The sequence below is a fragment of the Arthrobacter globiformis genome, from assembly GCF_030818015.1.
Lineage (GTDB): Bacteria > Actinomycetota > Actinomycetes > Actinomycetales > Micrococcaceae > Arthrobacter > Arthrobacter globiformis_C.
Map to the genome: position 1 here is coordinate 2,537,049 of NZ_JAUSZX010000001.1, position 21,966 is coordinate 2,559,014.

Consider the following 21,966-nt stretch of genomic DNA (forward strand, 5'->3'; position numbering starts at 1 on the left):
GAGCACGTCGCTGCCGGGGAACTCAAGGTGGACGGGGAGCCTGGCGCGGGGCAGGCGTGATGCACCTGACCGGTCACACGTACTCCGCCCACTGGCCCTGTCCACGGCGTATCGCCCGGGCTGGGGGGCAACAGATGTGCGAAAAGGTACCCCTGCTGAATTCCAATGACCCGGGAAGTGGTCCTGGCGCAATCCAGTGCGAGCTCCATCGGCCGGAAGGGGGCGCCGGGATGCTCCTGTCCAACGGCGACCTTCGCACCGGAAGCACCAACACAGGCTGCAGTGACGGTGTATAGCCCGGCTGCCGGCACCTTCGCCGTCGTGCCAAAGCCCCGGAGGGGGCCATCGAGTGGCCCTTCCTCAAAAAGGAGGCTTGGCCCCGGCACTGCCTTAAGGAGCCGGTCCAGCTCAGCGTAGTTTTTGACCTCACGCGCCAGGACCTGAGGATCCCTGTGGGGCTTCGGCGGCGCCTTGCTACCGGCGCCGGGGCAGGAGTGTGGGTGTGCGCGGGTTCGGGGTCAGTTGTTGGCGTGTGCACCGGCTCCGGGTAGTCATAGACGCACCCCGCAGTCCCGCTTAAAGGGATCAGCAGGCACAGGGCAAGTCCGATCTGGTGCCGCCTGTCCTTCATTCCCACGTTTCCATGGTGGGCAAGCCAGCAGTTCGAAACAACCACCGTGCCGATCAAGATGCATCATCTGGAAGACACTCCGCGCTGTACCCGCCATCCTGTCGGTGCCCGGGAGGACCATGAAGGCGTGACGGCTCCAACAGTGGAAGCGGTGATCAACGACCTGATGGATCGCGCCTGGAATGTTGTCTACGACCTGCTCTCGGAGCGGGGCCTGCTCGGTGACGGCTGGACGTCGAGGCGTACACCGGGATCCGTTCCTGGGTGGACGGCCTCACCCGCTACACCGTCGTCCACTCCCAGGCCGTGGCGGTGCTGTTCGCCGACACCCGTCCTGTGGACGCCATCGTGTTCCATCACGACCTGCTCGGCGCCGACGACCCGAAGGCCTTCTTCACGGCTCCGGGGTAGCCGCAACTGTCCATGGACAGTCGGAGCACCGACTGACTCCGCTTGAGCTGCCGGCAGGCAGTTTCAGCTCTCGCGCCGAGAGCTTCGGTCAGATTAGGCTCAATCCACAGTTAAACGGCTACCGAAAGGGCGAACAGATCGGCGCATGAGGCTTTTTGCCTTTCGAGAATGACGATGCACTGGACTGGCTGGACGACCTCGACGCGGGGGGGCGCAGAGGTTGTGCGCGGTAGTTGGCCATCAGCACGGTCCGGGCCCTGGCGGTGGTCCAGACCTGCATCGTGCACCTGATCCGCAACACCTTCCGCTACGCGGCCCGGCAGTACTGGGACGAGATGTCCCGTGACCTTCGCCCGGTCTACACGGCACCGTCCGAGGCCGCGGCGAAGGAGCGATTTGTGGAGTTCTCGGGCAAACGGGGCCGGCAGTACCCGGCGATCACCCGGCTGTGGGAAAACGCCTGGAGCGAGTTCGTGCCGTTCCTGGACTACGACGCCGAAATCCGGCGGGTCATCTGCAGCGCCAACGCCACCGAATACCTCAACGCCCGCTACCGGCGCGCGGCCAGGGCCCGGGGCCATTTCCCCAGCGAGCAGGCGGCCCTGAATGCCTCTACCTCGCCACCCGGGCACTGGACCCCACCGGCAAAGGCAGGGCACGATGGGCCACACGATGGAAGCCGGCCCTGAACGCCTTCGCCATCGGCTTCGACGGATGTCAGCGATGGTCGAAAAGTGAGCCATTTCGCGGGTTGAAAACTGAGCCACGTTGACGTTGGTTATTCTGCCGTATTTTCTGGCCGTGTCGAGGGCAACGAGTCCGCTTGCGTGTGTTTGAGCCGGTAGCTGGAGCCCTTGAGGGTAATGACTTCGGCGTGGTGGACGATCCGGTCAATCATGGCCGAGGCCACGACCTGGTCTCCGAAGACGTCACCCCAGCGGGCGAAGGGCAGGTTCGAGGTCAGGATCAGCGAGGCGTGTTCGTAGCGCGATGAGACGAGTTGGAAGAACAGGTTCGCCGCGTCCTGCTCGAACGGGATGTAGCCGACCTCGTCGACGATGATCAGCCCGTAGCGGCGCAGCCTGACCAGTTCCTGTGGCAGCCGCCCATTTTGATGAGCAGCCTGGAGCCGGGCGACCCAGTCGATGGCGGTGGCGAACAGGACCCGGTGGCCGAGCAGGGTGGCCCGGAGGCCGAGCCCGGTAGCGAGATGTGTCTTGCCGGTCCCGGGCGGGCCGAGCAGGACAATGTTGGACGCTTCGCTGAGGAATGCGCCCGTGGCCAGGTGCGCGATGGTGTCGCGTTTGAGGCCGGGCTGGTGGTCGAAGCTGAAGTCCTCGAGCGATTTTCGGGCCGGGAATCCTGCGGCCCTGGCCCGGGCTTCAGCTCCGGAGGCCTCCCTGGCGGCGACTTCCCGGGACAGGACCGCGGCGAGGTATTCCTCGTGGGTCCAGCCGCCGTCTCTTGCCTGGTCAGCGAGCCGGGCCGCTGCTTCCCGGATACGGGGTGCCTTCATGGCCCGGGAGTAGTACTCGATCTGTCCTGCGGTTTCTTTGGCCTCGGGCATCAGGCGACCTGCCCATCATCGAGAACGACGCCGAATGCGCGGTCGTAGTCGGCCAGGTCCCGCACTCCGGCGCGCTCCGCGGGCACCGGGTTTTGGAAGGCTTTCCGCAGCGTCCGGGCAGCGTCGACGTGGACCGGATCGGTGATCGTCAGGCCAGTGCCCCAAGAGCGGGAGTGGTCTCCGACGCTTCTGCCATCCAGGCTGACGCGGACAGTGGCCAGGTCTGCGGTGACGTCGACGAACCTACCGATAGCCTGCGGGTGCACGGAGTAGTCGTTGGATCCCATCCTGACGTAGTAATCCCGTGGGAGCCTGACCCTCGCGGCGAACCCTGTCACCGGCGGAACCGGCGGCAATCCAAGCATCGCCGCCTTGTCCTGAGGGAGAAGTTCCGTGGGCCGGGCACCAATCCGGCGGACCAGCCGGGTATTGGCCTTGAGCAGCCACTCCGCGAGCTGGGCGTTGAAGTCCTCCGGCGAAGCGAAGGACCGTCCCGGCAGGAACGAGGTCTCCAGGAACTGGTTCGTCCGCTCCACGACTCCCTTGCTCTCCGGGTCGTAGGGCCTGACCTGCACGATCCTGGTCGCGAGCACTCCAGCGAACGCCGGTACTCCGGCCGCGAAGCTGTTCCGTCGCCCGATCCCGGTTTCGTTGTCCCAGATCAGCCGCCTCGGAACCGCCCCCAAACCACCGATCAGCTCCCACATCCCGGCCAGCAAATCCCCGGTCATGCGGGACGGAATCATCCGCGCCATGACGAACCGCGAATGCGAGGACACCATGACCAGCACCGGCAGGATCCTTGGCTTTCCCGCCCCAACCGGGATTCGCACCTCCGGGAACCACAGGTCGCACTGCGCCTGATCCCCGGGTTCGTAAGTGATCCGGTCAGCAGGGTCAGCCGGGGCATACTCCGGCCGGATCCTGGCCACGTTTTCCCTGAACCAGGCCGGCGACCCGGACCAGCCCACGCGTTCTGCAAGCACCGTGGCCGGCATCCGCGGGTTCTCCCTCAGCAGCGCCCGTATGGCCGGCTCGACCGCTTTGATCCCGGAGTCCCGAGGCGCCCGAACATACGTCGGCGGGCTCTCAGCGCTGACCGCTTTCGCGACCGTGTTCCGGGAAATGCCCAGCCGCGCCGCTATCGACCTCATCGACTCACCCTCGGCAAGATGCAACCGCCGAATAAGCGCCCAATCCTCCACTGTGATCACCCACCCAATCGTTTGGAACGGGTGGCTCAGTTTTCAACCGGCACAATGGCTCAATTTTCGACCGTCACCGACAGACGGAAGAATCAACTAAACGCCAACCGGGGATCCACCGAAAATCGGACAGTCCCGCGCCGGCAGGTGAGCGATTCATCCCTCTGGGTGTGGCGCAGGTTCTGGTAGAGGGTCTCCCTGTTGATTCCGTCGTCACGAGCAAGGACGGTTTTTGGAACATGGCTGCCTGCGCGCTGGACCACCAGCTCTGCCGAATAATCGCCCAAGGGGGCCTGCCCTAGACAGTGCACCTTGTCGATGTTCTTACCGGAGGCGTTAGCGGGGTACGAGCAGGCTGGTTTGGGTGCGGATGTCGTGAGTGATTGCATCGGTACTCGAGGCAGCGTTCACGCTTGCTGCCATGCTGAGGAACATGATTGCCGAGACAATGTGTGCCGTTGTTGCGGCATCAGCGGCACCGGTCAGCCCATCTCTGGCCAGAACGGCAGCGATGGCCTCCTCGGTTTTCGCCACGATGGAGAGGGCCTCGCTGTGGTGCGGCTCCGTCGAGTCGCCGAAGACCATCTCGCGCAGGTAGGTGCGCCCGTTGTCGACTTGGGTTCGGTTGCACTCCACGATTGGCCGCACGATGGCCATCACTGCTTCCAGTGCATCGGGGATGCTTTCGGCATCTGCACGGCCCCGCTCGAGGGCTTCGGCGTAGTGGGCGTTCTGAACGAGCAGGAGGAGTTCTCCTTTGGTTTTGGCGTAGAGGAACAGGGTTCCGGTGCCGATGTCGGCCTTTTCGGCGATTTGCTGGGTTGTGACGTCCTCGATGCCGTGTTCCGCGAACAGTTCGCTGGCTGCGGCGGTGATGCGGTCGAGTTTATGCTGCTTGTTCCGCTCGCGCCGTCCGATCGGCTGGGACGTGACAGGCATGGGGGTTCCTCCGGACGTAAACTGACTGGACTCAGTATTGAGTATAACGAGCCCGAGCCCGATTCCTCCCGCGGGTGCTCTCCTGTTGGTGGTGGCCGTCTTGCCTGGCATAGGTGAGGGCGGCTTCGACGTCGTAGGCGTGGATCGCGGGGGCCAGCGGGGTCAGCTGGCGGGAAAGCTTTTCAACCGTGCTGCTGCTGAAGAAGGTGTCGCAGGCGGCGTTGTTGGCGAAGCCCAGGATGAGGGAGGCGCGAAAGTGCTGGTCGCTGGGGTTGCCGTGGGCGACGTTGGGTTTCTCCCACATCTTGTTGATCCATGGCATGAAGGACTGCGTGCGCAGTTCCTTCAGCAAGCCGGTTCGCCGAGGGCGTGGACGAGTTGCTTGTTTGTGAATTTGTGAAACGCGCTTCCGCGGACACCGTGGCGGCGGCGGAGGAAGATGCGGTGGAAGATGACCACGCGGGAGCCGACTGTCTCTGCCGGGGTGGCGCCGTCGTACCAGCGGGAAGACTTTCGCCGAGTGGCGTAGAGAACCGTGCGGCGGAATACGTTGACCTCGTCCTTATATGCCAGAGCGGTCTGCTTGCGCCCCTGCAGCGGGGAGAGCACGGATTGGAAGGTGACTTCCGCGACGCCGTCGATCTTCAGGTCATCCGGGATGGCGGTCTCCACGCCGGCCGTGGCGGGCCACAGGCCGGGTTTGTTTTCGGCGAGGTGGATCTGCCGGTATTCCGACAGGCCTGGGGTGGCGGCGATGATGTTGACGGTGAGGTGCCCATTCGTGCCTTCCTGTCGCGAGCGGGAATGGTCAGGGGGTGAGGAATTCGACGGCGGCGGGGGCGAACTTGGCGTGATACTGGAAGATGCCGCCGTGACCGGAGTCAGGGTAGATGATCAGTTCGGATCCCTCGATGCGTCGATGCAGGTCCTCGGAGAGGACGGAAGGCACCATGCGGTCGTTGTCACCGTTGGCGATAAGGGTTGGGTGCGTGAGCGTGGACAGGTCCGCTGGGGCGGAGCGGCCGAACTTCTGGATTGCCCTCAGCTGCGTCTGGAACGCAAGGGTGCTGATCGGCTTGTCACGGTCGACCGTGCGCTCCTTAAGGCGCTTGATGAACGCTTTCGCTGCGGGTTTGCCGGTGCTGTTGCGGTTGAAGAACAGGAATTCCTTGGGGTCCGACCTTGTCAGGGTTGCGCGGAAAATGTCCCGGTAGGTGGTGCCGACGACCCTGTCGATGTCTTTGCCTCCCCGCGGGCCGGTCCCGGTCAGCACGAGCTTGCGGACAAGGTTCGGATGCTTGAGGGCCAGGTCCTGGGCGATCATGCCGCCCAGTGAGAAGGCGAAGACATCGATTTTGTCGAACCCGAGGGCGTTAATGAAGGTGTAGGCGTCGTCGGCCATTGCCTCGATGCTGTCGGGAACATGCCCGGTGGACGCGCCAACGCCGGGCAGGTCGAAGGTGATGACGTGGCGGTTCTTGGCAATGGGGTCGATGATCCGGGGATCCCAGTTATCCATCGTGGCGGCGAGGTGCACGAAAAACACGACCGGGATGCCGCCCTTCGGCCCCAGCTCGCGGTAAGCATAGGTGATGCCTCTGGCGGTGATGGCGCTGGCAGGTGCTTTCGCGTACGAGGTGACGAGGAATTCCTTCGGGGTGTTGGTGTTGTCCATTACGGTACTTCTCCTGCGTGGTTTGTGATGACGAAAAGGATGGGGGGTCAGTGGGTAAGAGCGACGACTGCTTTGCCGCGGATGCCGCCCTCGGCCAGGGACTGCAGCGCCTCTGGGGTCTGGTCAAAGCTGAAGACCTTCCCTACGGTGGGGCGCAGCACGCCGTCGTCGACCAGCGATGCGATCTGGCGCAGTTGGTCGCCGCTGGCCCGCATGAAGAGGAACTCATAGCTGACGCCGAGCTTGCTCGCCTGCCGCCGAATCTTGCTGCTAAGCACGGTGACCGCCAGGCGCAGCACAGGATTCAGCCCGGCTTCGCGAGCGAACGCCGGATCCGGCGGTCCGGCGATTCCAATCACCTTTCCGCCGGGCTTCAGGACGCGCAGTGACTTCTGCAGGTTCTCCCCGCCGAGGCTATCGAGCACGAGGTCGTAACCGCTGAGGAGCTGCTCAAAGTCCTGGGTGCGGTAGTCGATCACGATGTCCGCGCCGAGGTCCCGCACGAAGCCGGCGTTGGAGCTGCTAGCGGTGGTGGCAACGGCCGCGCCGAGGTGCTTGGCGAGCTGGATGGCAACCGAGCCGACCCCGCCGGCACCTGCGTGAATGAGAACCTTCTGCCCGGCCCGCACGTTGCTCCGCTCGACGAGGGCCTGCCAAGCGGTCAGCGCCACGAGCGGCAGCGAGCCGGCCTCCTCCATGCTGGCCGATGCGGGCTTCAACGCAAGGTCCTCCTCGGCGACGGCGATGCGCTCGGCGAACGTGCCGATGCGGTCCTTGTCAGGGCGGCCGTAAACCTCATCACCGGGCTTAAAACCGCGCACCTTAGCCCCTACCTGCAGGACGGTGCCAGCCACGTCGTTGCCGAGGATCAGCTGGAGCCTGTAGGGGAGGATCTGTTTGAACTCACCCAGCCGGATCTTCTCGTCCAACGGGTTCAGGCCCGCCGCTTGAACCTGGACGAGCACGTCCAGTTCGCCGACGGCCGGCTCAGCGACCTCAACTTCGCGCAGAGGCTCCTTGTACTTGGTGACGACGAACGCTCGCATGCCGGGATGCTCCTTCTGTAATGAGGTTGGTTAGCAGTTGCTGCCACTAGGACAGCAATATCCGGGGCCATCCAGTCGCGCCGGACACGTTGTCCGGGCCGCTACTCGTGGAGCTGGACCATCAAATATTGATTTAACTCAATTATGACTGCACTCAGATACTTGTCAAGAGACGCCCAGCTGGCCCTGTCTGCCCCGATGCCACAGACGAGTTCTCTCTCTTGTGGCCAGGGAAGCGCTGGAGTTCCGTAGGTCTGCTGCTCGGGGTTGACCGCAGGGTTAAGGGCTGGTGTTAACTTTGGCGCAGGTTCCGATGTAGCCCGGTTTTGGCCGCGTCGCCGGCCACCGGTTGGCGCGTATTGCGATGGCTGTCGTAAGCGGCCGGCATGCGGGCCGCTTACGACTCTCCAGACGAGAGCCTTTCGGTTGCGGGTAGGAGCGAGTCGCGGAGCGCGCCCGTCTGCGCATATGAAGCGGGGTAATCTTCGTCTCCCCTGCTCGCAGTGCCCATGCCGGTTCGATGATCCCAGCTTGTAGGGCCGTGGTCGTGAACTTGAGTCATGACCACGGCACTATCGTTTTCCTAGGCTTTGTTGCGGGTAGGTTGTGGGTAGAGGGTCTCGAGGGGGCGCTGAGTTTGGCCTTGAGCTGCACGGATGTCTCGTCGGCGAGAACTTCGTACTCGCCTGCTTGGACGGCATCCATTACGGTGCGTACGAGATCGGCCGGGTCCATCTTAGGATCGGTGGCGTTGCAGCCATTACCGTGTCGACGTACACGACGTGCACGCCCACCACGTGCACCCCTTCCGGGGCGAGTTCCAGGCGCAGTGAGTTGGTGGCCGACCAGAGGGCGGCCCTGCCGGCGCTGTAAACGCCACCAATGGCGTACCAGCTCATTGCGGAGTGGATGTCGATGAATATCGACTCATCTTTCGCGTACAGGGTCGGTGCGAAGGCGCGGGCGAGGAACAGTGGGCCGAGGAAATTCGTCTCGACGTTGGTCCGGATTTCCGCGTCAGTGTGGGTGAGGATGCCTGGGCTTGCCACGGAGGCTCCGTCATTGTTGATCAGCACCGTGACGTCCCCGGCGGCGTCGACGGCTGCCTGGATGCTGGCGGGGTCGGTGACGTCGAGGGGGAGGGGGAGGACGCGCTCGTCCTCCCAGGTGTGGGAGTGCGGCCGGTGGCGTAGATCATGCTCGCGCCCCAGTTGCCGTGCCCGACGGGGTGCCCACATCGCTGCCATGTAGCCCATGAAGTTCGCATCGCCTTTCCTCCCCGGATCGATGGTTTCTCGCCGTTACCACTTCGTGGTTGCTTTCGGTGTCTACTACCTGACGCAGTGGATTTTTGGCACGATATCCCGACGTGAGGTATCTGCTGCCTGGCTGGTCTTTCGTGTCTGTTCATGGCCGGTCTGTTGGATGACTACATGACGGAGTGGTGGGAGGCCGAAGCACCCTCAGCCGATAAGAACCCATAATGTGGCTCCCGATGTCGCCCTGCCGTTGGGGAACGAGCCAGACGTGTCACGTTGCGATCCAACAGTTTCTCGGGTCAGTGTCAGAAGTAGATCAAGCGAGCCCTATTATGACGCTTTAGGCGCTTCGTCCTGACGTCAGGTTGGGCTGTAGTTCATTCGGACAGTGCTCCTGATAGTCGCTGTCCTACTGCCGTGTCCGAGTCAAAGTGCTGCTCAAGGCCTGCGGCATGCGGCGGCATGGGCCTTCGGAGGGCCGGTCCGCGATTAGCGCACGTTGCTGCGCTACGGCACCGCGCTCTCCCCACAACAGGGAAATGACCCTAGACCTTTATCGCACTGATCCAGCGGGACACCCGTAATACGGCAGGCCGACATAGATTGAAGTACACCAGCTATCCTTGGCCCCGAGAGGAGCTTGCGCTCAACACGGCAACTCTTGAGACTTCATACCAGGCAGCTTTGGACGGGACCGATAGTCGAAGTCGAGGTAACCATGGATCTGAAACCGGAAGTCGGCGAACCGGATGCGGGACCGTGGCAAGCCGAGTCACTGGAAGGCTTGGTGCGGCGGTTACTGCCGGCAGCAGGACAACGTCCGAACCGCCCCTGGATTGTAGCGGTAGATGGAAGGAGCGGCGCAGGCAAGACCACCCTGGTCGATCGTCTACTAGCTCAAGTGCCGGACTCAGATGTCGTTCACACGGACGATGTAGCGTGGCATCTTTCGTTTTTTGACTGGGCCGATGAACTCCGTGATGGTGTCCTCGAACCCCTGCTCCAAGGCGAGGCAGTCCATTACCGTCCGCCGGGTTGGGTGGCCCGAGAACGTCCAGGTGCCATAGCTCTACCCGCCGGGCGCTCCGTGGTGTGGGTGGAAGGGAGCGGATCATCACGGAAAGCACTCTCCGACCTAATCGACGCTTCGATCTGGGTGCAGTGCGAAAACCTTGAAGCCCGACGACGCCTCCGGGCACGAGATGGCCAGGAAGAAGAAGACCTGCACAGGGAGTGGGAAGAACAAGAAATTCCCTTCCTACTTGAAGACCGGCCATGGGAGCGCGCTACAGTGATCGTGGCCGGAAGGCCGGCCCTAGAGCACGATCCGAATACCCAAGTAGTAACCGCTCAGCCGGCATCATCATGCGCGGAGATCACCTAAGGCACGGATTTCCCATCTTCGCCTGCCACTGCCAATGCAACAAGATTGAGCGACTGACGCTGCTGGCGGGGCCAGTAGTCCAAGTAAGGTTCCAGCACTGCCGTCAAGCAGCCCGACAGGGCACATCTGAGCCGTGAAGGATGGGCTTCGAAGAAGAACCCCGGCGGTACGAGTCATTTGCGCGGCGTTCTTCTCGGTAGTTCGAAACACTTTCGCTTATTGGGGGGGCCAAGCGAAAGGGAGAGCACGCCCTAAACGCGTGTGAGGATTGGGGTGGCTGGTCTGGGATTGGCTGGCAGAGTAGTTGCAGGCCGTTCCGCCCCGCGGACGTGACTCATTAAACGCTTGGCCCCGTCCGGGTGTCCTGTTATCGACATGTCCGTCCGTTAGGTGGGCGGCCGGCACCTGCCCGGCCCACCTCGGTGACTTGATCAGAAGATTGTCCGCCCCGTGCGAGGCGCGGTGATGCTCCGCCATGAAGCTCACATGTGCCTTGAATCTGTGGTCTTTTGCCCAGATCCGGCGCTGGCGTTCGTGCTCCGCGGCCGAATGAGCCTGATCCCGGGCCCACTTCTCGGCTTCTCTTGCAGCGGCTTGTCTCTGGGTGTAGACAACACCGCATAGTGCGATCAGACCAGTAACTAGGCCAGTGATCAAGGCGGGAACAAGAATCAACTCCATCTCTGTGTGTTCACACACCCATTTGATTGTGAGCTGCGTGTCAAAAACGACCGTTTCTGGATGCACTCCCGGGGGGCAATGGGGGAGAGGCCGATTCAGTCCTTGTTCTCTGGCTGCTCGTGTGATTTTCAGCGATAAATGGCGGCGTTTTCACAGCGCTATTTGGCGCACGGCGCAGCCCTAAAGGGGATCCCCAAACGGGCGAACTCCCGCCCCGAATACGGCCGTCGCCAAGGCCCGGGTGACGTGCTCGAATTCTCGTGTGCCGAGTCTCTCCAGCTAATAGTCACTCATTGGATGCTCCTATGCGCGTCAAATGCGGATTGGGGGAGAACGTGGGGCATCGGGCTTTTCCCGGGAACCGTATGGCTCGGAGTTGGGCTCGGCGCGGCGGTTTGTGGTGGTTCCGTCGCAGCTCCGCGCGCCTCAGCTAATGTCGCTATATGGAGCCCATTCGTCGATTCCCACCTTCTCTTTACGCTGCTGCCCTCGAGTCGTGGTCGTTTCTAGACTTCGCAGGCAAAAGCCCTCTTTTCACTTCACCCTTCGGTGATGTCTTTTTCCAAGCGGACGACGGCTTCTGGTTCCTTGATGTGCTTGCGGGCGAACTGAACCATCAATGGTCGAATCAGGATGAGTTGAATGCTGAACTGAATTCTCGTTCAGGGCAGGATGAGTATTTGATGATCAGTTTGGCTGGAAAAGCGGAGAGCTCTGGTTTGCAACCAGGTGAGAGTGAGGTCTACAGCTTCCGCGTTCCACCCGTACTGGGAGGTGCAACTGAAGTCAGGAATGTCGAAGTCAGTGACTTCGTCGTGGCCCTAGATATCGCTGGCCAAATCCACAAACAAGTTTTGACGCTCCCGCCCGGCACTCCAGTGAGTGGCATATCGCTGTCGTAACTCGTTAAACCGGGATCGCGGCTGTTTGCTCCGTTAGCCATTGGCGGTAGGTCGTGGCGAGGTAGTCGTTCCGGATGAGGCCTCGCCCGGAGCCGGGAAATTACGGAGGGCCACTGGCCCAGAGCGCCGGCTGCACTGGCTAGGGTAACGCCCATTTCATTGCGCCTCTGGCGCAAGTCGGCGTTATTGGGCGCTGGTTGAGGGTTCATTATCTGCCGGTAAATTTCTCGTGCCACATATCGCTTGAGGCATCGAATGATCTCTCGTTTACTTTTGCCTTCAGCGGTGCGCTTGCTGACGTACGTCTTTGTCTGCCCGCACGTCGACATGCGGGTAAGAACTATCCGGTGCAGGGCAAGATTAGCGTCGCGGTCACCGCCCCGGCTTAGCCGATGTCGTGTTGTCTTTCCCGATGATGCTGGGATAGGCGCGACCCCGACCAGGGAGGCGAATTGTGCCTCATTGCCGACGCGCTCCGGGTTATCACCGACTGTTACGAGCATCTGGCTGGCTACCTCAGTTCCGACTCCGGGAAGGTCGCACAGCAGTGGTGCGTAGGCATCAAGGATGTCCTGCAACGCAGTGTCGGCCGCTGAAATCTCAGCTACTAGTGACTGGCAGCGAAGAGCCAGGGACTTCATGGTCAAGAGGCACACATACTCAGGATCAGCGAAGTGTCCCGAGGGCCTGGCACGACAAAGTGTCGTGATCAGTGCCGGGGTCCTCAAACCCCGGTACTTCGCCCTGAGGCTGTCCGGAGCTGAAACGAGAAGGCCTTTGATTTGATTGACGGCGGCAGTGTGGGCCTTTACCGCTGAAGAGCGCCCGGTGCGAAGGATCCGGAGGCATTCAACCGGGCCGTCCTTTGCCTTTGGTATCGAAGTCCCCTTGCCGGCTAGTACCGATTGAGCAGCCTGGTAGGCGTCCAGCGGATCAGACTTGCCTCTTAGCCTGCGTTCGGCCCGATTCGGACGGTTAACATCCAGCACGTTCATTCCCGCGTTGCGCAGGATCTTGGTGAGTTCAGCTCCATAAGAGCCAGTCCCTTCAACACCAACGGCCATAACCGTGCCATGGCTGATGATGAACTCTACGATCTTGCGGTATCCGGAACCTACTGCAAGAAACTCCCGATCAGCGATGGGTTTGCCGTGTTCATTAATGACGGCCACGTGATGCGTGTCCGCATGGGTGTCGATCCCGACGACGACACTTGTTTTGGTATCCAAAGTAGAAGCTGCCCCTCATTCGGTCACTGACTGACTGGTGGGAACGCAGGCCAGGTGGGCAGACAGAACGGTAATGGGAATGGTTGATTCAGGCTCCTATGAAGTCATGTCCGCCTGACTCAACACCCCCGACGAACCTTGAACCGGTGGACGAATCCAGGAGGACAGTACTCGAAGGCACGTCGGTTTCCGCTTGAGTCACACCGGTTCAAGTCCGTTTCCAGTATTACCGTTTCCGCTGCCAGGAACACATATCGCAGCTTCCGAACGGGTCGGTCCAACCGTGGCAGTCGCCCGTTACATTTGAAGATCGGGGCCAGGCCAGAGGTCTCGGCCCTGTAGGGATCTTCGCCACTTCCGCGACGGAAGCACTGGAGGGCTTGGCGCTCTGGGTCTGAGATAAGCAAGGGGAGACACCAGGAACCATTGAAGCAACCGACGGTTGTTAGGAGCGTCTATCTCGGCGGGCCTTACAACTGCAGGTGACGTTTTCTCACAAACGATCGGTTTTTGAGAATATCAGCGGTGGGGGAGCGGGCGGCTAGACGGGACACGTTTGTGGATGATTGCCGGTGACTACAAAGCCTGGGATCTTCGAATGGCGACCCCTGGAGTCCGGCGCCATGTTGTCGGTTTAGCCCTGCCTCGACGGCCCTTCGTCGGCTGCGCTGCCCTCTGTGATGGCCGCGATCGTGCGGACAATGTAGCGTCGCAACTCTGCCGGGGCGGGCTGTTGCTCGTCCGGTGCCATCCCGAAGGGAAAGGCTGGGGACCACGAGGTTGCCAGTGCCATGATCGTCGTCATGAGGTACGGGGCGGAAAACTCGGCGCTGATTTTCCCGTCCACCTGCGCCTGGGCGACCGCTGCGACTTTCGTATTGTGGGAGCCGGCGCGGCCGGCAGGGAGTTCGACCGATTCTTCAAGGGTAGACCAGGCCAGGAGCCTCAGGAGCTCCGGGTTTTCCATCGAGAAGTCGAACACCCGCCCGGCGAAGGCTGCCGGGTCCTCGGGCGTGAACGGCATGTCCTCGTACACGCGGGCCAGGTTCCGCTCCAGGACCGTCGTAAACAACGTCTCCTTGTTGTCGAAGTAGATGTAGATCAGGTTCTTGTTGCAGCCGGCCGCCTTCGCGATGCGGTCAACCCGCGCTCCGGCTACCCCGTGCGCGGAAAACTCGCCCAGTGCTGCTTTCAGGATGCGCTCCTTGGTGGCTTCTGCGTTCTGCATGGCATTTCCTCTCGTTCCCACCAGTCTAGTTGACTAACCGGTTAGACACAGTTCATACTTTAGCTAACCAGTTAGTTAGTCCTGCTGCTGGTACCCCTTTGAAAAGGAAAACAGTCATGACAACCACACCCGGTGGAACCCTTACTCTCGCCGACGACCTCACCATCAACCGGGTCGGCTACGGCTCCATGCAGCTGACCGGCCCGAATGTGTTCGGCCAGCCCAAAGACCGTGACCAGGCGCTTGCTGTGCTCCGCACTGCTCTAGAGCTCGGCGTGAACTACATCGACACCGCCGATTTCTATGGGCCTGGCGTGACCAACGGAATCATCAAGGAAGCCCTGAGCCCGTACGCCAAGGACCTGCACATCTTCACCAAGGTTGGCGCGCTTCGCGGCCAGGACGGCTCATGGATCCCCAATACGGAGCCGGAATCACTGAAAGAACAGGTCTACTCCAACCTCGAGAACCTTGGCCTGGACGTCCTGGACGTCGTTTACCTGCGGCTGGGCTCACACGATGGAACGACCGATGATTCCATCGCCCGCGAGTTCACAGCCCTGGCCGAACTGCGGCAGGCGGGCGTCATTAAGCACCTGGGCCTCAGCGGCATTTCCGATGCCCAGTTGACGGAGGCGCTGACCATCGCCCCGGTCGTTGCCATTCAGAATCTTTACAACCTCGTCAACCGTGAGGACGACGCACTCGTCGCCCGTGCCGCCCGCGAGAACATCGCCTTCGCGTCCTTCTTCCCGCTCGGCGGCTTCTCGCCCCTGCAGTCCGATGTCCTCACCGCCGTCGCAACCCGGCTCGGCGCTACCCCGCAGCAGACAGCCCTGGCCTGGCTCCTGCAGCGCTCCGCTACCTCCGTTGTGATCCCGGGAACTTCATCAGTTGCCCACCTGCGCGAGAACATGGCCGCTGCCGAGCTGGTGCTGCCGGCGGACGCTGTCGCCGAACTCGACGCAATCGCGCCGGTCGAGCTGGCCCGGGCCTAGGGGCCGGGGCACCTGCCCGATCATCACGGATGCCGCACGTGTGGGGTGCTTGCACCAGCAGCACCCCACACGCCCCGGCATTTCTGCTACTCGTCGACGTTGGGCGATCCGCCCCTCTATACAGACCTTCTTTTATTCCAGAACGGAACATCATGACCACAACGCAAAGATCAGCCCATCCAACCGTTGGGTTCGTTGGGCTCGGAGACCAGGGGGCGCCGATAGCCGCCGCCATCGCCGACGCGGGCTATCCGCTGCAGGTATGGGCGCGCCGTCCGGCCTCGCTCAAAGCACTCACCGGCGTCCCCTTCACCGCACATGCAACCGTTGCCGCACTGGCCGCCGCCAGCAACATCGTCGCCCTCTGCCTGCCTGAGGACTCGGACAACCTCGAAGTGGCCACAACAGGAGGCCTGCTCGCACACATGCGCCGCGGCTCAGTCCTCGTCAACCAAGGCACCGGCACCCCACGGGCAATGCAGCAGCTCGCTGAACTTGCCGCCCCCTACGGCATTGAAGTGGTCGATGCTCCCGTCAGTGGGGGCCGCGCCGTCGCCCTCGCGCGTCAACTCACAACGATCGTCGGCGGGCAGGAAGCCGTGGTCGATCGGCTGCGGCCAGTCTTCAACACGTTCTCCAAACGGGTGATCCATGTCGGAGCCATCGGTTCCGGCCAGTCCGGGAAACTCTTCAACAACACGCTCATGATGATGAACCACCAGAACCTCATCGAAATCCTCGCCCTCGCGGAGGAACTCGGGCTTCCCCTGACTCCTTTGCTTGATGTCTTCTGCTCGGGATCGGCCACGAGTTTCGCCCTTGAAGCGTTTGGGCCGGCGATCACCGTTGAGAACTCGGCGCACCTCACAGGACTCGAACTCATCGACATGGACCTGTTCTCCACGGCCACAGAAGCGCTTGGCAGTGCCCGCGCCAACGTCGTCCGTCGAGCCGTCGCCGGCGCTAACGGCCTCTCGGGGCTCGCCGCGCTCATCGAAGATAAACGCTAGAACCCGTCTCTGGCTAAGCGGGTTCTGACGAGGACCTGCGGATCACACCGCGAGGGCAGGGATCGTTACCGTGTCTGGACCAGCCGGGACGAGGTCTGCAACACTTCGGACCCCGCGCACGTACGCACCGGGCAGTCCCCCGGGAACAGCCCCTTCCCGCTCGACGCCGTAAGGGCCGGCATCCAGCTGTGAAACCGGGCCCCCGGCCCGGGCGCTGCCAGGCGGTGCCCGGGAGGACGAGCATCCCAAAACAGCCCACCCCGAAGGCGGGCTCCTTGGCCGCCCGAATACCGTCCATCAAAACGGGGAGCCAGAGCTCCACTCGAAATTGCAAGCCTAAAGACGATGCTGTGTCAGGCCCAGTGTGGTCCTGGATCAGGCCGTCTCAGTGGTCCTGAGTCATGTTGACATACTCACCCAGGGCGCTTCAGCCAGGCGTTGGATTCCGAATCTCCGTGCGCGACAGTCTCGACAACCACCGAGTCCCAGCGATAGGCGATTGTACCGGCGGCTGGATGTTGCGATGTGATGTAGAACAGTCCGGGCCAAGCGAGGGCTCCGATGGGCGGCCCATCCGGATCAGGATTCGCCAGGGTCACGCCGGCATCCTGTGCCACATCTCGGCCGACGTGAAATGGCAGCCCGACAACATCAGGCACCGTCACCCGATCGGCGAACCTCTCTCATTCCCCAAACCTAACTCCGAAAGTATCCGCTGTAACCGGTGCGAACCGTCCGGGGGAACCCTTAATGGCACGAAAAGCTATTCCCCGGTAGTTGCCGCCGCTCCTTCCCTGCAAGGGCTTAGCCTTGGCGCCCTGCAGTTCTGGTGTTCTGCCTGAACCGGAATGCGGCAAATGCTCCGACGATCGCTACAACGGCGAAGGTCACCAGTACGGCACCTGCCATCGTCATGCCCGTGACCAGAACGCCCGCCAGGTTCAGCACACCAACGTAGACCAGCACGACAACCAAACTGTTCAAGAGAGTTGGTTGCTTCGCCAGAAGGGCACCGACCCTCGTCGTAGGCCGCGGAGTGGATCTATGACGAGGAGGCTTGGGGAACTGTGACGACTCTTTTTCCATCTACGCATGAAGGCAAGGAGCCCGCCACCGGCGAGCAGCAGGATGACGATGGGCACTATTGCTCCACTCGTCTGGAACATCAGATCAGATAGGCCGATAAGACACAGGGCGGCCGTGAAGACTCCAAGGATTCGGAGGTCAGTTTTGGCGGCCGCGCTTCGGGATGGACGCCAGTGCAAAAATCCTTGGATCTGCATGTCAGCTCCCACCGTGGTTCAAAATTGCGGGCTGTCACTCTGGTCATCATCACAGCACGAATCCGTGAATGTGGCGATACCCCTACCGGCCAATCGTCAGAGCGGATTGCAGTCAGGTGCTTCAGTCGAAGGTCACTTGGACGGGCTTGAATCTGAAGGGTCGGCACACCCATTTGGCGTCGGTCGGATCACCGGGAGCCGAACCCTCATCGGTGCGTGTGTCAGAGATGGCGGCCGTACCGAAGGAGGACAACGATTCGGGGACGACTTTGAACTTTTCAAGGGTGGTCGCGCAAGCGGGACAACAATGGGTACATGAAGCTCCCAGGCAGGTTTCCAATGAAAAAGAATTCGTGGCAGTCATTCTTCGTGATCCTGTTTAGTGCTGCTTTAGTAGCTACAGCAGGTGCCTGCTCCTCATCCTCGGACGGAGAACCGCCTTGCTTCCCTCCTGCCTATTCGGTGAATCCCGCAAGCGCTAAACCGGGCGACAAGGTGACAGTCGCAGCGCCGGCGGCGGAATGTAACCCGCGCTACGGCAACAGTGCTCAGGTCCAAGTGAGTGTCACCGATAAAAGCGGCGCCAAAGTCGTCGACGCAATTGCCCCAATGACTGATGCCGGGGAATTCACGTACGTTTTCACCGTTCCTGCGAAAATAGCGGTTGGAGTAGCGACGGTGACTGCAATGCCGTACAGCATCGACTGGTGCGACGACACCGGTAGAAACAACCGCGCAGAAGGAACAGCGCAGTATGAGCTCGTCTCCTGTGCAATGCCACAGGAGTCACTCACAATAACGCGCTAGCGAGTTCACCCCACAGAGGACCCTCTACGGGACGAATGCTGGGATTGGTCCATTTAGGGCACAGTGTCGGTTTTCAGAGCGAGCCCCAGTGAACTGCACACGTTTTCGTCTCCGGGGATGACCGCGGCTCGGCCGTCATTGAGTACGCATACGGTCAAGGGATCCGGAATGGGGTAGGAGAAGCTGCGGTCATGCAAGCTGGGATGTGCGCTTCCGTCAGGATCGTTGGGGTCGAGGACATGTTGAGCCCACATATCCCGGCATACTGACAGTGCGTCTTCGATTATCACTCTGCGGTCCCGACGCTCGGCCGTGCTCGGGATTCCAACAGTCACGGTGGTGCCGGGGAAACGGTTGCCGTGGAGTTCAGCTCGTGCAAAGCAATCTATCGAGCTTTTGTCCGTGACAGGCAGTTGCATGACGATGGCACCTCCGGTTGCCGCCAGGGCGACGGCGACACCGGAGATCAGGATCCTCTTGCCTTTGGTGTTCTGGAAGTGCCGGTTCTCCGGGGTTCCCTCCTGCGCGACATTGGCCAGGAGCGCCTCGATGGCTGCGCTGCGTTCCGCGCTGAAGCGCTGTGAACGCGGAATCTCATTCATGGTGTTTCCTCTTCCGGCCTAAGTGGACGCGGTGCCGGCATGGATCCGGCCTGGGGGTTCATCAGCTGCGCCAGTTTCTCTTTGGCCCTTGAGAGCCGGGACTTTACGGTGCCCGGCGGAATGCCCAGCAACTCGCTCACCTCAGCCGTGCTCATGTCCTCCAGAACGCAGAGCCCAATAACTTCCTGATCGCGCGGGCGCAGCGAACGGTAGGCCCGGTGCAGGAGTTCAGACCGCCGCGCCTGGTCGAAGGTCTCAGCCACAGAGTCGCTGTGATCGGGCATCTCCTGGGACTGCGGAAGTTTCCGCAGGAGGCGTTCATAGCGCAGTCTGGACCTAATCTTGTTCCTTGCCACGTTCGTGGCTGTTATCAGCAGCCATCCAAGTATCGAATCGTTGACCAGCCGGATTCTGGATCTGCAGCGCCAGGCCTCAAGGAACACCATGGCGGTGACGTCTTCAGCTTCAAAGGGAGTTTTCACCAGCCGGAGACTGTGAACGAAGACCCGGTCCCGGTGCCGTAGGAAGAGGGAAGCGAACGCGGCACCGTCACCATCTATGACCTGCAGCCAAAGCTCCCTGTCCGTGGATGGCGTCTCTTTGTCCCCCATACCTATAAGTGTCCGGCAACACCCTAGTGGTTCCATCACGAATCACAGAAGGTACAAAAGCTCCGCCAGCCCCGCCGTCCCATGTGGGACAGATCCCCATACGCGGACCCCAGACACCGGTCTCTGGTTTTGCCCATTCCGGTCTCGTGCCTGTTTGGAGTTGGGTTCCGCAATGAACCTGTGACGCTGGCTGGCATTACTCACCTGCTCGAGCACGCCGTTCTCCGTATGGTCCAACCGGTGACTTGTGGCACGGCGGAGCGGTACAGATGGATTCGGTTGAGTTCTACGCCTGTGGCGATGCCGATGCCGGCTATCTCAATGCCATCGCGGCCGCGGTTTCTGGTTTTACGGCTGTAAGCGAGGAAGATCTCGCGCTGGAAAAATCAATCATGGAAGCGGAAAATCCCCAAGGGTTCAGTACAGTGTCCAGCGGCCTGCTGACCTGCCGGTTCGGAACGAACGGGCAGGGGGCCGGGCACTTTGGTTCCCCGACGATCACAGGCATCAGCCGGGCCGAGGCGATCGAATGGGCCCAGCGGTGGTTCACCGCCGAGAACGCGGCCGTCGCCTTCACCGGGCCGGTACCCGGCTCCCTGGACATTCGTCTTCCGCAGGGTACCCCCGTCACCCGGCACCAGCCCGATCCCGTCATCACAACGCCAACTCTTATCAGGTCACAGAAGAGCGGAGTGGCACTTTCCTTCATGGTCCCGTCGAGGAATTCCGCATTCCTTGGAGAGGCACTGAGATATGAGCTGCTCGCACGGCTTCGGCACCCCACCGGCCTCATCTACTCGGTCGTGATTCTCACAACGCAGCTCGATAATGACTGCTGCCAGCTCGACCTCATCCTTGACCCGGTCGCGGCCAACACCGCCGCAGCTTTGCGGGCCAGCGTCGCTGCTGTCCGTGACGTGGCAGCCGAGGGCTTCACCGATGACGCGGTTCAGGCCGCCCGCCACGCACTCCAAGCAGTGTTCACGTGGGACGATACTGTCGCTTCCGATCACCTCCCTCAGGTGGCAGTCAACGGCCTTCTCGGACGAACGACTCCGACCAGGCAGGCACTGCTCGACGCAGCCGCCTCGATAACCAGCGCTGAATTAAGGGCCACACTGACCGCATCCCTGGAATCACTCATCGTCGCTGTCGACGAGAATACCAAGGTCCGCAAAGCCGACGCGACCGCACTGGAACTCACCCTGGACCCCTATGAGATCTGGCAGCGCCACAACGGCACAGACGACCTAAAGCCACAAGAGTCCCCCGACGGGCATCAGAAATGGCGAAGCAAGACATCTAAGGCAGCCTTAACGCTCACAGAAACCCACCTGCTGAAGCTCGAATCAGGCAAAACGAAGTCGATCAAGCTGGCCGACGTCATCCTCGTAGGCGACCGCAGCTGCGGCTGCATCTGCCTGATGGATCGGCGCGGAAGAAGCACCGACGTCCACACCGATGACTGGAAAGACAGCAAGAAACTCAGACGCAAATTGCTGAACGCCTTTCCCATCGACATTGTCCGCCAGTTCCCGGAAGAGTAAAGAAAGCAGGAAAATCCGCTGCGGGCGCTGTCAATGCAGTCCAGACGGCGAACGCTAAATGGAAGATTTCTGCGCTGCGACCTATTTGTCGCGGTCCTAATTCCGCTCGACGTCCCTTTATATGGACGACGCCAGCATCGACTGGATTGTTACAACCAGCGCCCCGCCCGTCCAGTAGATACCCATGAGCATATAGAAGAAGCCCATTGCCTTTGCTGTCGGAACATCAAAGAAGGTGAAGCGATCTGGAGGAATTCCACGACTCTCTTTGTAGGTATTGGACCAGAAAGTCGCCGCCCCGTTCCAATCACGATAAATGCAGCGTCCAAAGAGGAAGGCGAAGACGTTTGCCACACCTATGCCGAGCAGCGCCACCCAAGAGATAGCGGTCGCTAATGCAAGGGCAAGGCAGACTAGAAGTGAGGCTCACAGTAACGCGTGATAGCGTCGCGCCGGCTGAGGTAGCTCCATGAGCAGGCGCTTAATTGACCGCAGAGTTGTCATGCCCTTTGCTTCAGTCCCTGGCCAGCCTGTCGACTTGTTCGAACAGCCTAACGCTTCAATGGAAGAGGGGGCCACAGGCGATTTATTCGCTTCAACGCCTTGTAGCAGCCCTGGGCTGGTGGAAGTTCCTAATAGGCCAGCGGCTGGCCTAGCGTCCCGAAAGAGGCCTGTCCGCATAACGTCCCGAAAGAGGCCTGTCCGCATAACGTCCCGAAAGAGGGTCGATCACCGGGCCAGGATCTTCGACTCGCTTCCCACACCCGGCTGCTGTCCTGGGAAGCCCCGTATACCCTGTCCGATTCAACGGCCGCTGAAGGTCCTCGAACTGGAGCACTTCGGCCGTTTCGTAACCCTAGGGTTTCGAGGCGACGAGGTTTCGAAACACCCAAAAGCAGGGCTGAAGCCGAATGGAATCAGAGGCAAATCGTCCCTTGCAGAGAGCACCTC

The 21,966-nt window shown here is 61.4% G+C and carries 20 protein-coding genes and 2 pseudogenes; 8 read left to right on the top strand and 14 right to left on the bottom strand.

Features of this window, described 5'->3' with window-relative positions; translation table 11 throughout:
* The first annotated feature begins 895 nt into the window (after positions 1 to 895).
* Both QFZ23_RS11790 and QFZ23_RS11795 read left to right on the top strand, forming a co-directional pair.
* Positions 896 to 1,042: a hypothetical protein gene (locus QFZ23_RS11790; RefSeq protein ID WP_306923124.1), complete on the top strand. Its 147-nt coding sequence runs from the start codon at positions 896 to 898 to the stop codon at positions 1,040 to 1,042.
* Between the two features lie 239 nt (positions 1,043 to 1,281).
* Positions 1,282 to 1,814: pseudogene (locus tag QFZ23_RS11795) on the top strand (transposase); the annotation flags it as partial.
* Positions 1,815 to 1,820: 6 nt separating this feature from the next.
* Here the strand turns inward: QFZ23_RS11795 and istB are convergent.
* From istB to QFZ23_RS11835, 8 genes are all read right to left on the bottom strand, one after another.
* Positions 1,821 to 2,609 (bottom strand): IS21-like element helper ATPase IstB, encoded by a 789-nt coding sequence (gene istB / locus QFZ23_RS11800; protein ID WP_306922858.1) that lies wholly within the window; start codon positions 2,607 to 2,609, stop codon positions 1,821 to 1,823.
* Positions 2,609 to 3,823: an IS21 family transposase gene (istA, locus tag QFZ23_RS11805; RefSeq protein ID WP_306922860.1), complete on the bottom strand. Its 1,215-nt coding sequence runs from the start codon at positions 3,821 to 3,823 to the stop codon at positions 2,609 to 2,611. The genes istB and istA overlap by 1 nt, the downstream gene beginning before the upstream one ends.
* 327 nt (positions 3,824 to 4,150) lie before the next feature.
* Positions 4,151 to 4,753 (bottom strand): TetR/AcrR family transcriptional regulator, encoded by a 603-nt coding sequence (locus QFZ23_RS11810; protein WP_306923126.1) that lies wholly within the window; start codon positions 4,751 to 4,753, stop codon positions 4,151 to 4,153.
* A gap of 31 nt (positions 4,754 to 4,784) precedes the next feature.
* Entirely contained in the window at positions 4,785 to 5,105 is a 321-nt protein-coding gene (locus tag QFZ23_RS11815) for a hypothetical protein (RefSeq protein WP_306923128.1), read from the bottom strand.
* On the bottom strand, positions 5,099 to 5,425 hold the full coding sequence (locus QFZ23_RS11820; RefSeq protein WP_306923130.1) for a hypothetical protein: 327 nt from the start codon (positions 5,423 to 5,425) through the stop codon (positions 5,099 to 5,101). The genes QFZ23_RS11815 and QFZ23_RS11820 overlap by 7 nt, the downstream gene beginning before the upstream one ends.
* 136 nt (positions 5,426 to 5,561) lie before the next feature.
* Positions 5,562 to 6,428, bottom strand: coding sequence for an alpha/beta fold hydrolase (locus QFZ23_RS11825; RefSeq protein WP_306923132.1), 867 nt, complete (start codon positions 6,426 to 6,428; stop codon positions 5,562 to 5,564).
* Between the two features lie 47 nt (positions 6,429 to 6,475).
* Positions 6,476 to 7,474 carry an NADP-dependent oxidoreductase gene (locus QFZ23_RS11830; protein WP_306923133.1) on the bottom strand — a complete coding sequence of 333 codons (999 nt, stop codon included), beginning with the start codon at positions 7,472 to 7,474 and terminating at the stop codon, positions 6,476 to 6,478.
* Between the two features lie 704 nt (positions 7,475 to 8,178).
* A complete protein-coding gene (locus tag QFZ23_RS11835) occupies positions 8,179 to 8,730 on the bottom strand; it encodes an SDR family NAD(P)-dependent oxidoreductase (protein WP_306923134.1) in 552 nt (183 codons plus the stop codon).
* Positions 8,731 to 11,241: 2,511 nt separating this feature from the next.
* On the opposite strand from QFZ23_RS11835, the gene QFZ23_RS11840 reads away from it, so the two are divergent.
* The gene (locus QFZ23_RS11840; protein WP_306923137.1) at positions 11,242 to 11,700 is read left to right on the top strand and encodes a T6SS immunity protein Tdi1 domain-containing protein; all 459 of its coding nucleotides are present in this window, start codon (positions 11,242 to 11,244) and stop codon (positions 11,698 to 11,700) included.
* A 263-nt stretch (positions 11,701 to 11,963) separates the two neighbouring features.
* Here the strand turns inward: QFZ23_RS11840 and QFZ23_RS11845 are convergent.
* Positions 11,964 to 12,863 (bottom strand): annotated as a pseudogene (locus QFZ23_RS11845) (transposase); the annotation flags it as partial.
* On the opposite strand from QFZ23_RS11845, the gene QFZ23_RS11850 reads away from it, so the two are divergent.
* Positions 12,774 to 12,959 carry a hypothetical protein gene (locus QFZ23_RS11850; protein WP_306926984.1) on the top strand — a complete coding sequence of 62 codons (186 nt, stop codon included), beginning with the start codon at positions 12,774 to 12,776 and terminating at the stop codon, positions 12,957 to 12,959. The pseudogene QFZ23_RS11845 and the gene QFZ23_RS11850 sit on opposite strands and share 90 nt — an antisense overlap.
* Before the next feature lie 604 nt (positions 12,960 to 13,563).
* Here QFZ23_RS11850 and QFZ23_RS11855 read toward each other — a convergent pair.
* Positions 13,564 to 14,157 (bottom strand): TetR family transcriptional regulator, encoded by a 594-nt coding sequence (locus QFZ23_RS11855; RefSeq protein WP_306923139.1) that lies wholly within the window; start codon positions 14,155 to 14,157, stop codon positions 13,564 to 13,566.
* A 116-nt stretch (positions 14,158 to 14,273) separates the two neighbouring features.
* Between QFZ23_RS11855 and QFZ23_RS11860 the strand changes: the two genes are divergently transcribed.
* Entirely contained in the window at positions 14,274 to 15,155 is an 882-nt protein-coding gene (locus QFZ23_RS11860; protein ID WP_306923140.1) for an oxidoreductase, read from the top strand.
* Between the two features lie 152 nt (positions 15,156 to 15,307).
* The gene (locus QFZ23_RS11865) at positions 15,308 to 16,165 is read left to right on the top strand and encodes an NAD(P)-dependent oxidoreductase (protein WP_306923143.1); all 858 of its coding nucleotides are present in this window, start codon (positions 15,308 to 15,310) and stop codon (positions 16,163 to 16,165) included.
* Positions 16,166 to 16,969: 804 nt separating this feature from the next.
* On the opposite strand, the gene QFZ23_RS11870 is transcribed toward QFZ23_RS11865, so the two are convergent.
* Complete coding sequence (locus QFZ23_RS11870; RefSeq protein ID WP_306923144.1) at positions 16,970 to 17,149, bottom strand: hypothetical protein; 180 nt, start codon at positions 17,147 to 17,149, stop codon at positions 16,970 to 16,972.
* Positions 17,150 to 17,787: 638 nt separating this feature from the next.
* On the opposite strand from QFZ23_RS11870, the gene QFZ23_RS11875 reads away from it, so the two are divergent.
* Complete coding sequence (locus QFZ23_RS11875; RefSeq protein WP_306923145.1) at positions 17,788 to 18,255, top strand: hypothetical protein; 468 nt, start codon at positions 17,788 to 17,790, stop codon at positions 18,253 to 18,255.
* Between the two features lie 53 nt (positions 18,256 to 18,308).
* On the opposite strand, the gene QFZ23_RS11880 is transcribed toward QFZ23_RS11875, so the two are convergent.
* On the bottom strand, positions 18,309 to 18,857 hold the full coding sequence (locus tag QFZ23_RS11880) for a hypothetical protein (protein ID WP_306923147.1): 549 nt from the start codon (positions 18,855 to 18,857) through the stop codon (positions 18,309 to 18,311).
* Positions 18,854 to 19,468 (bottom strand): RNA polymerase sigma factor, encoded by a 615-nt coding sequence (locus QFZ23_RS11885; RefSeq protein ID WP_306923149.1) that lies wholly within the window; start codon positions 19,466 to 19,468, stop codon positions 18,854 to 18,856. Before QFZ23_RS11885 ends, QFZ23_RS11880 begins: the two co-directional genes overlap by 4 nt.
* Positions 19,469 to 19,737: 269 nt before the next feature.
* Here QFZ23_RS11885 and QFZ23_RS11890 point away from each other — a divergent pair, with 269 nt between their 5' ends.
* Entirely contained in the window at positions 19,738 to 21,015 is a 1,278-nt protein-coding gene (locus QFZ23_RS11890; protein ID WP_306923152.1) for a hypothetical protein, read from the top strand.
* 117 nt (positions 21,016 to 21,132) lie between these two features.
* Here the strand turns inward: QFZ23_RS11890 and QFZ23_RS11895 are convergent, their stop codons facing one another.
* Positions 21,133 to 21,390 carry a hypothetical protein gene (locus QFZ23_RS11895; RefSeq protein WP_306923155.1) on the bottom strand — a complete coding sequence of 86 codons (258 nt, stop codon included), beginning with the start codon at positions 21,388 to 21,390 and terminating at the stop codon, positions 21,133 to 21,135.
* Between the last annotated feature and the right edge of the window lie 576 nt (positions 21,391 to 21,966).

Bases quoted from the DNA above. Each gene is read 5' to 3' on its own strand.
- QFZ23_RS11855 (WP_306923139.1), bottom strand. From the start codon at position 14,157: ATGCAGAACGCAGAAGCCACCAAGGAGCGCATCCTGAAAGCAGCACTG.
- QFZ23_RS11830 (WP_306923133.1), bottom strand. From the start codon at position 7,474: ATGCGAGCGTTCGTCGTCACCAAGTACAAGGAGCCTCTGCGCGAAGTT.
- istB (WP_306922858.1), bottom strand. From the start codon at position 2,609: ATGCCCGAGGCCAAAGAAACCGCAGGACAGATCGAGTACTACTCCCGG.
- QFZ23_RS11890 (WP_306923152.1), top strand. From the start codon at position 19,738: ATGGATTCGGTTGAGTTCTACGCCTGTGGCGATGCCGATGCCGGCTAT.
- QFZ23_RS11825 (WP_306923132.1), bottom strand. From the start codon at position 6,428: ATGGACAACACCAACACCCCGAAGGAATTCCTCGTCACCTCGTACGCG.
- QFZ23_RS11840 (WP_306923137.1), top strand. From the start codon at position 11,242: ATGGAGCCCATTCGTCGATTCCCACCTTCTCTTTACGCTGCTGCCCTC.
- QFZ23_RS11850 (WP_306926984.1), top strand. From the start codon at position 12,774: ATGGCTGATGATGAACTCTACGATCTTGCGGTATCCGGAACCTACTGC.
- QFZ23_RS11810 (WP_306923126.1), bottom strand. From the start codon at position 4,753: ATGCCTGTCACGTCCCAGCCGATCGGACGGCGCGAGCGGAACAAGCAG.
- QFZ23_RS11860 (WP_306923140.1), top strand. From the start codon at position 14,274: ATGACAACCACACCCGGTGGAACCCTTACTCTCGCCGACGACCTCACC.
- QFZ23_RS11880 (WP_306923147.1), bottom strand. From the start codon at position 18,857: ATGAATGAGATTCCGCGTTCACAGCGCTTCAGCGCGGAACGCAGCGCA.
- QFZ23_RS11885 (WP_306923149.1), bottom strand. From the start codon at position 19,468: ATGGGGGACAAAGAGACGCCATCCACGGACAGGGAGCTTTGGCTGCAG.
- QFZ23_RS11835 (WP_306923134.1), bottom strand. From the start codon at position 8,730: ATGGGCTACATGGCAGCGATGTGGGCACCCCGTCGGGCACGGCAACTG.
- QFZ23_RS11875 (WP_306923145.1), top strand. From the start codon at position 17,788: ATGAAAAAGAATTCGTGGCAGTCATTCTTCGTGATCCTGTTTAGTGCT.
- QFZ23_RS11865 (WP_306923143.1), top strand. From the start codon at position 15,308: ATGACCACAACGCAAAGATCAGCCCATCCAACCGTTGGGTTCGTTGGG.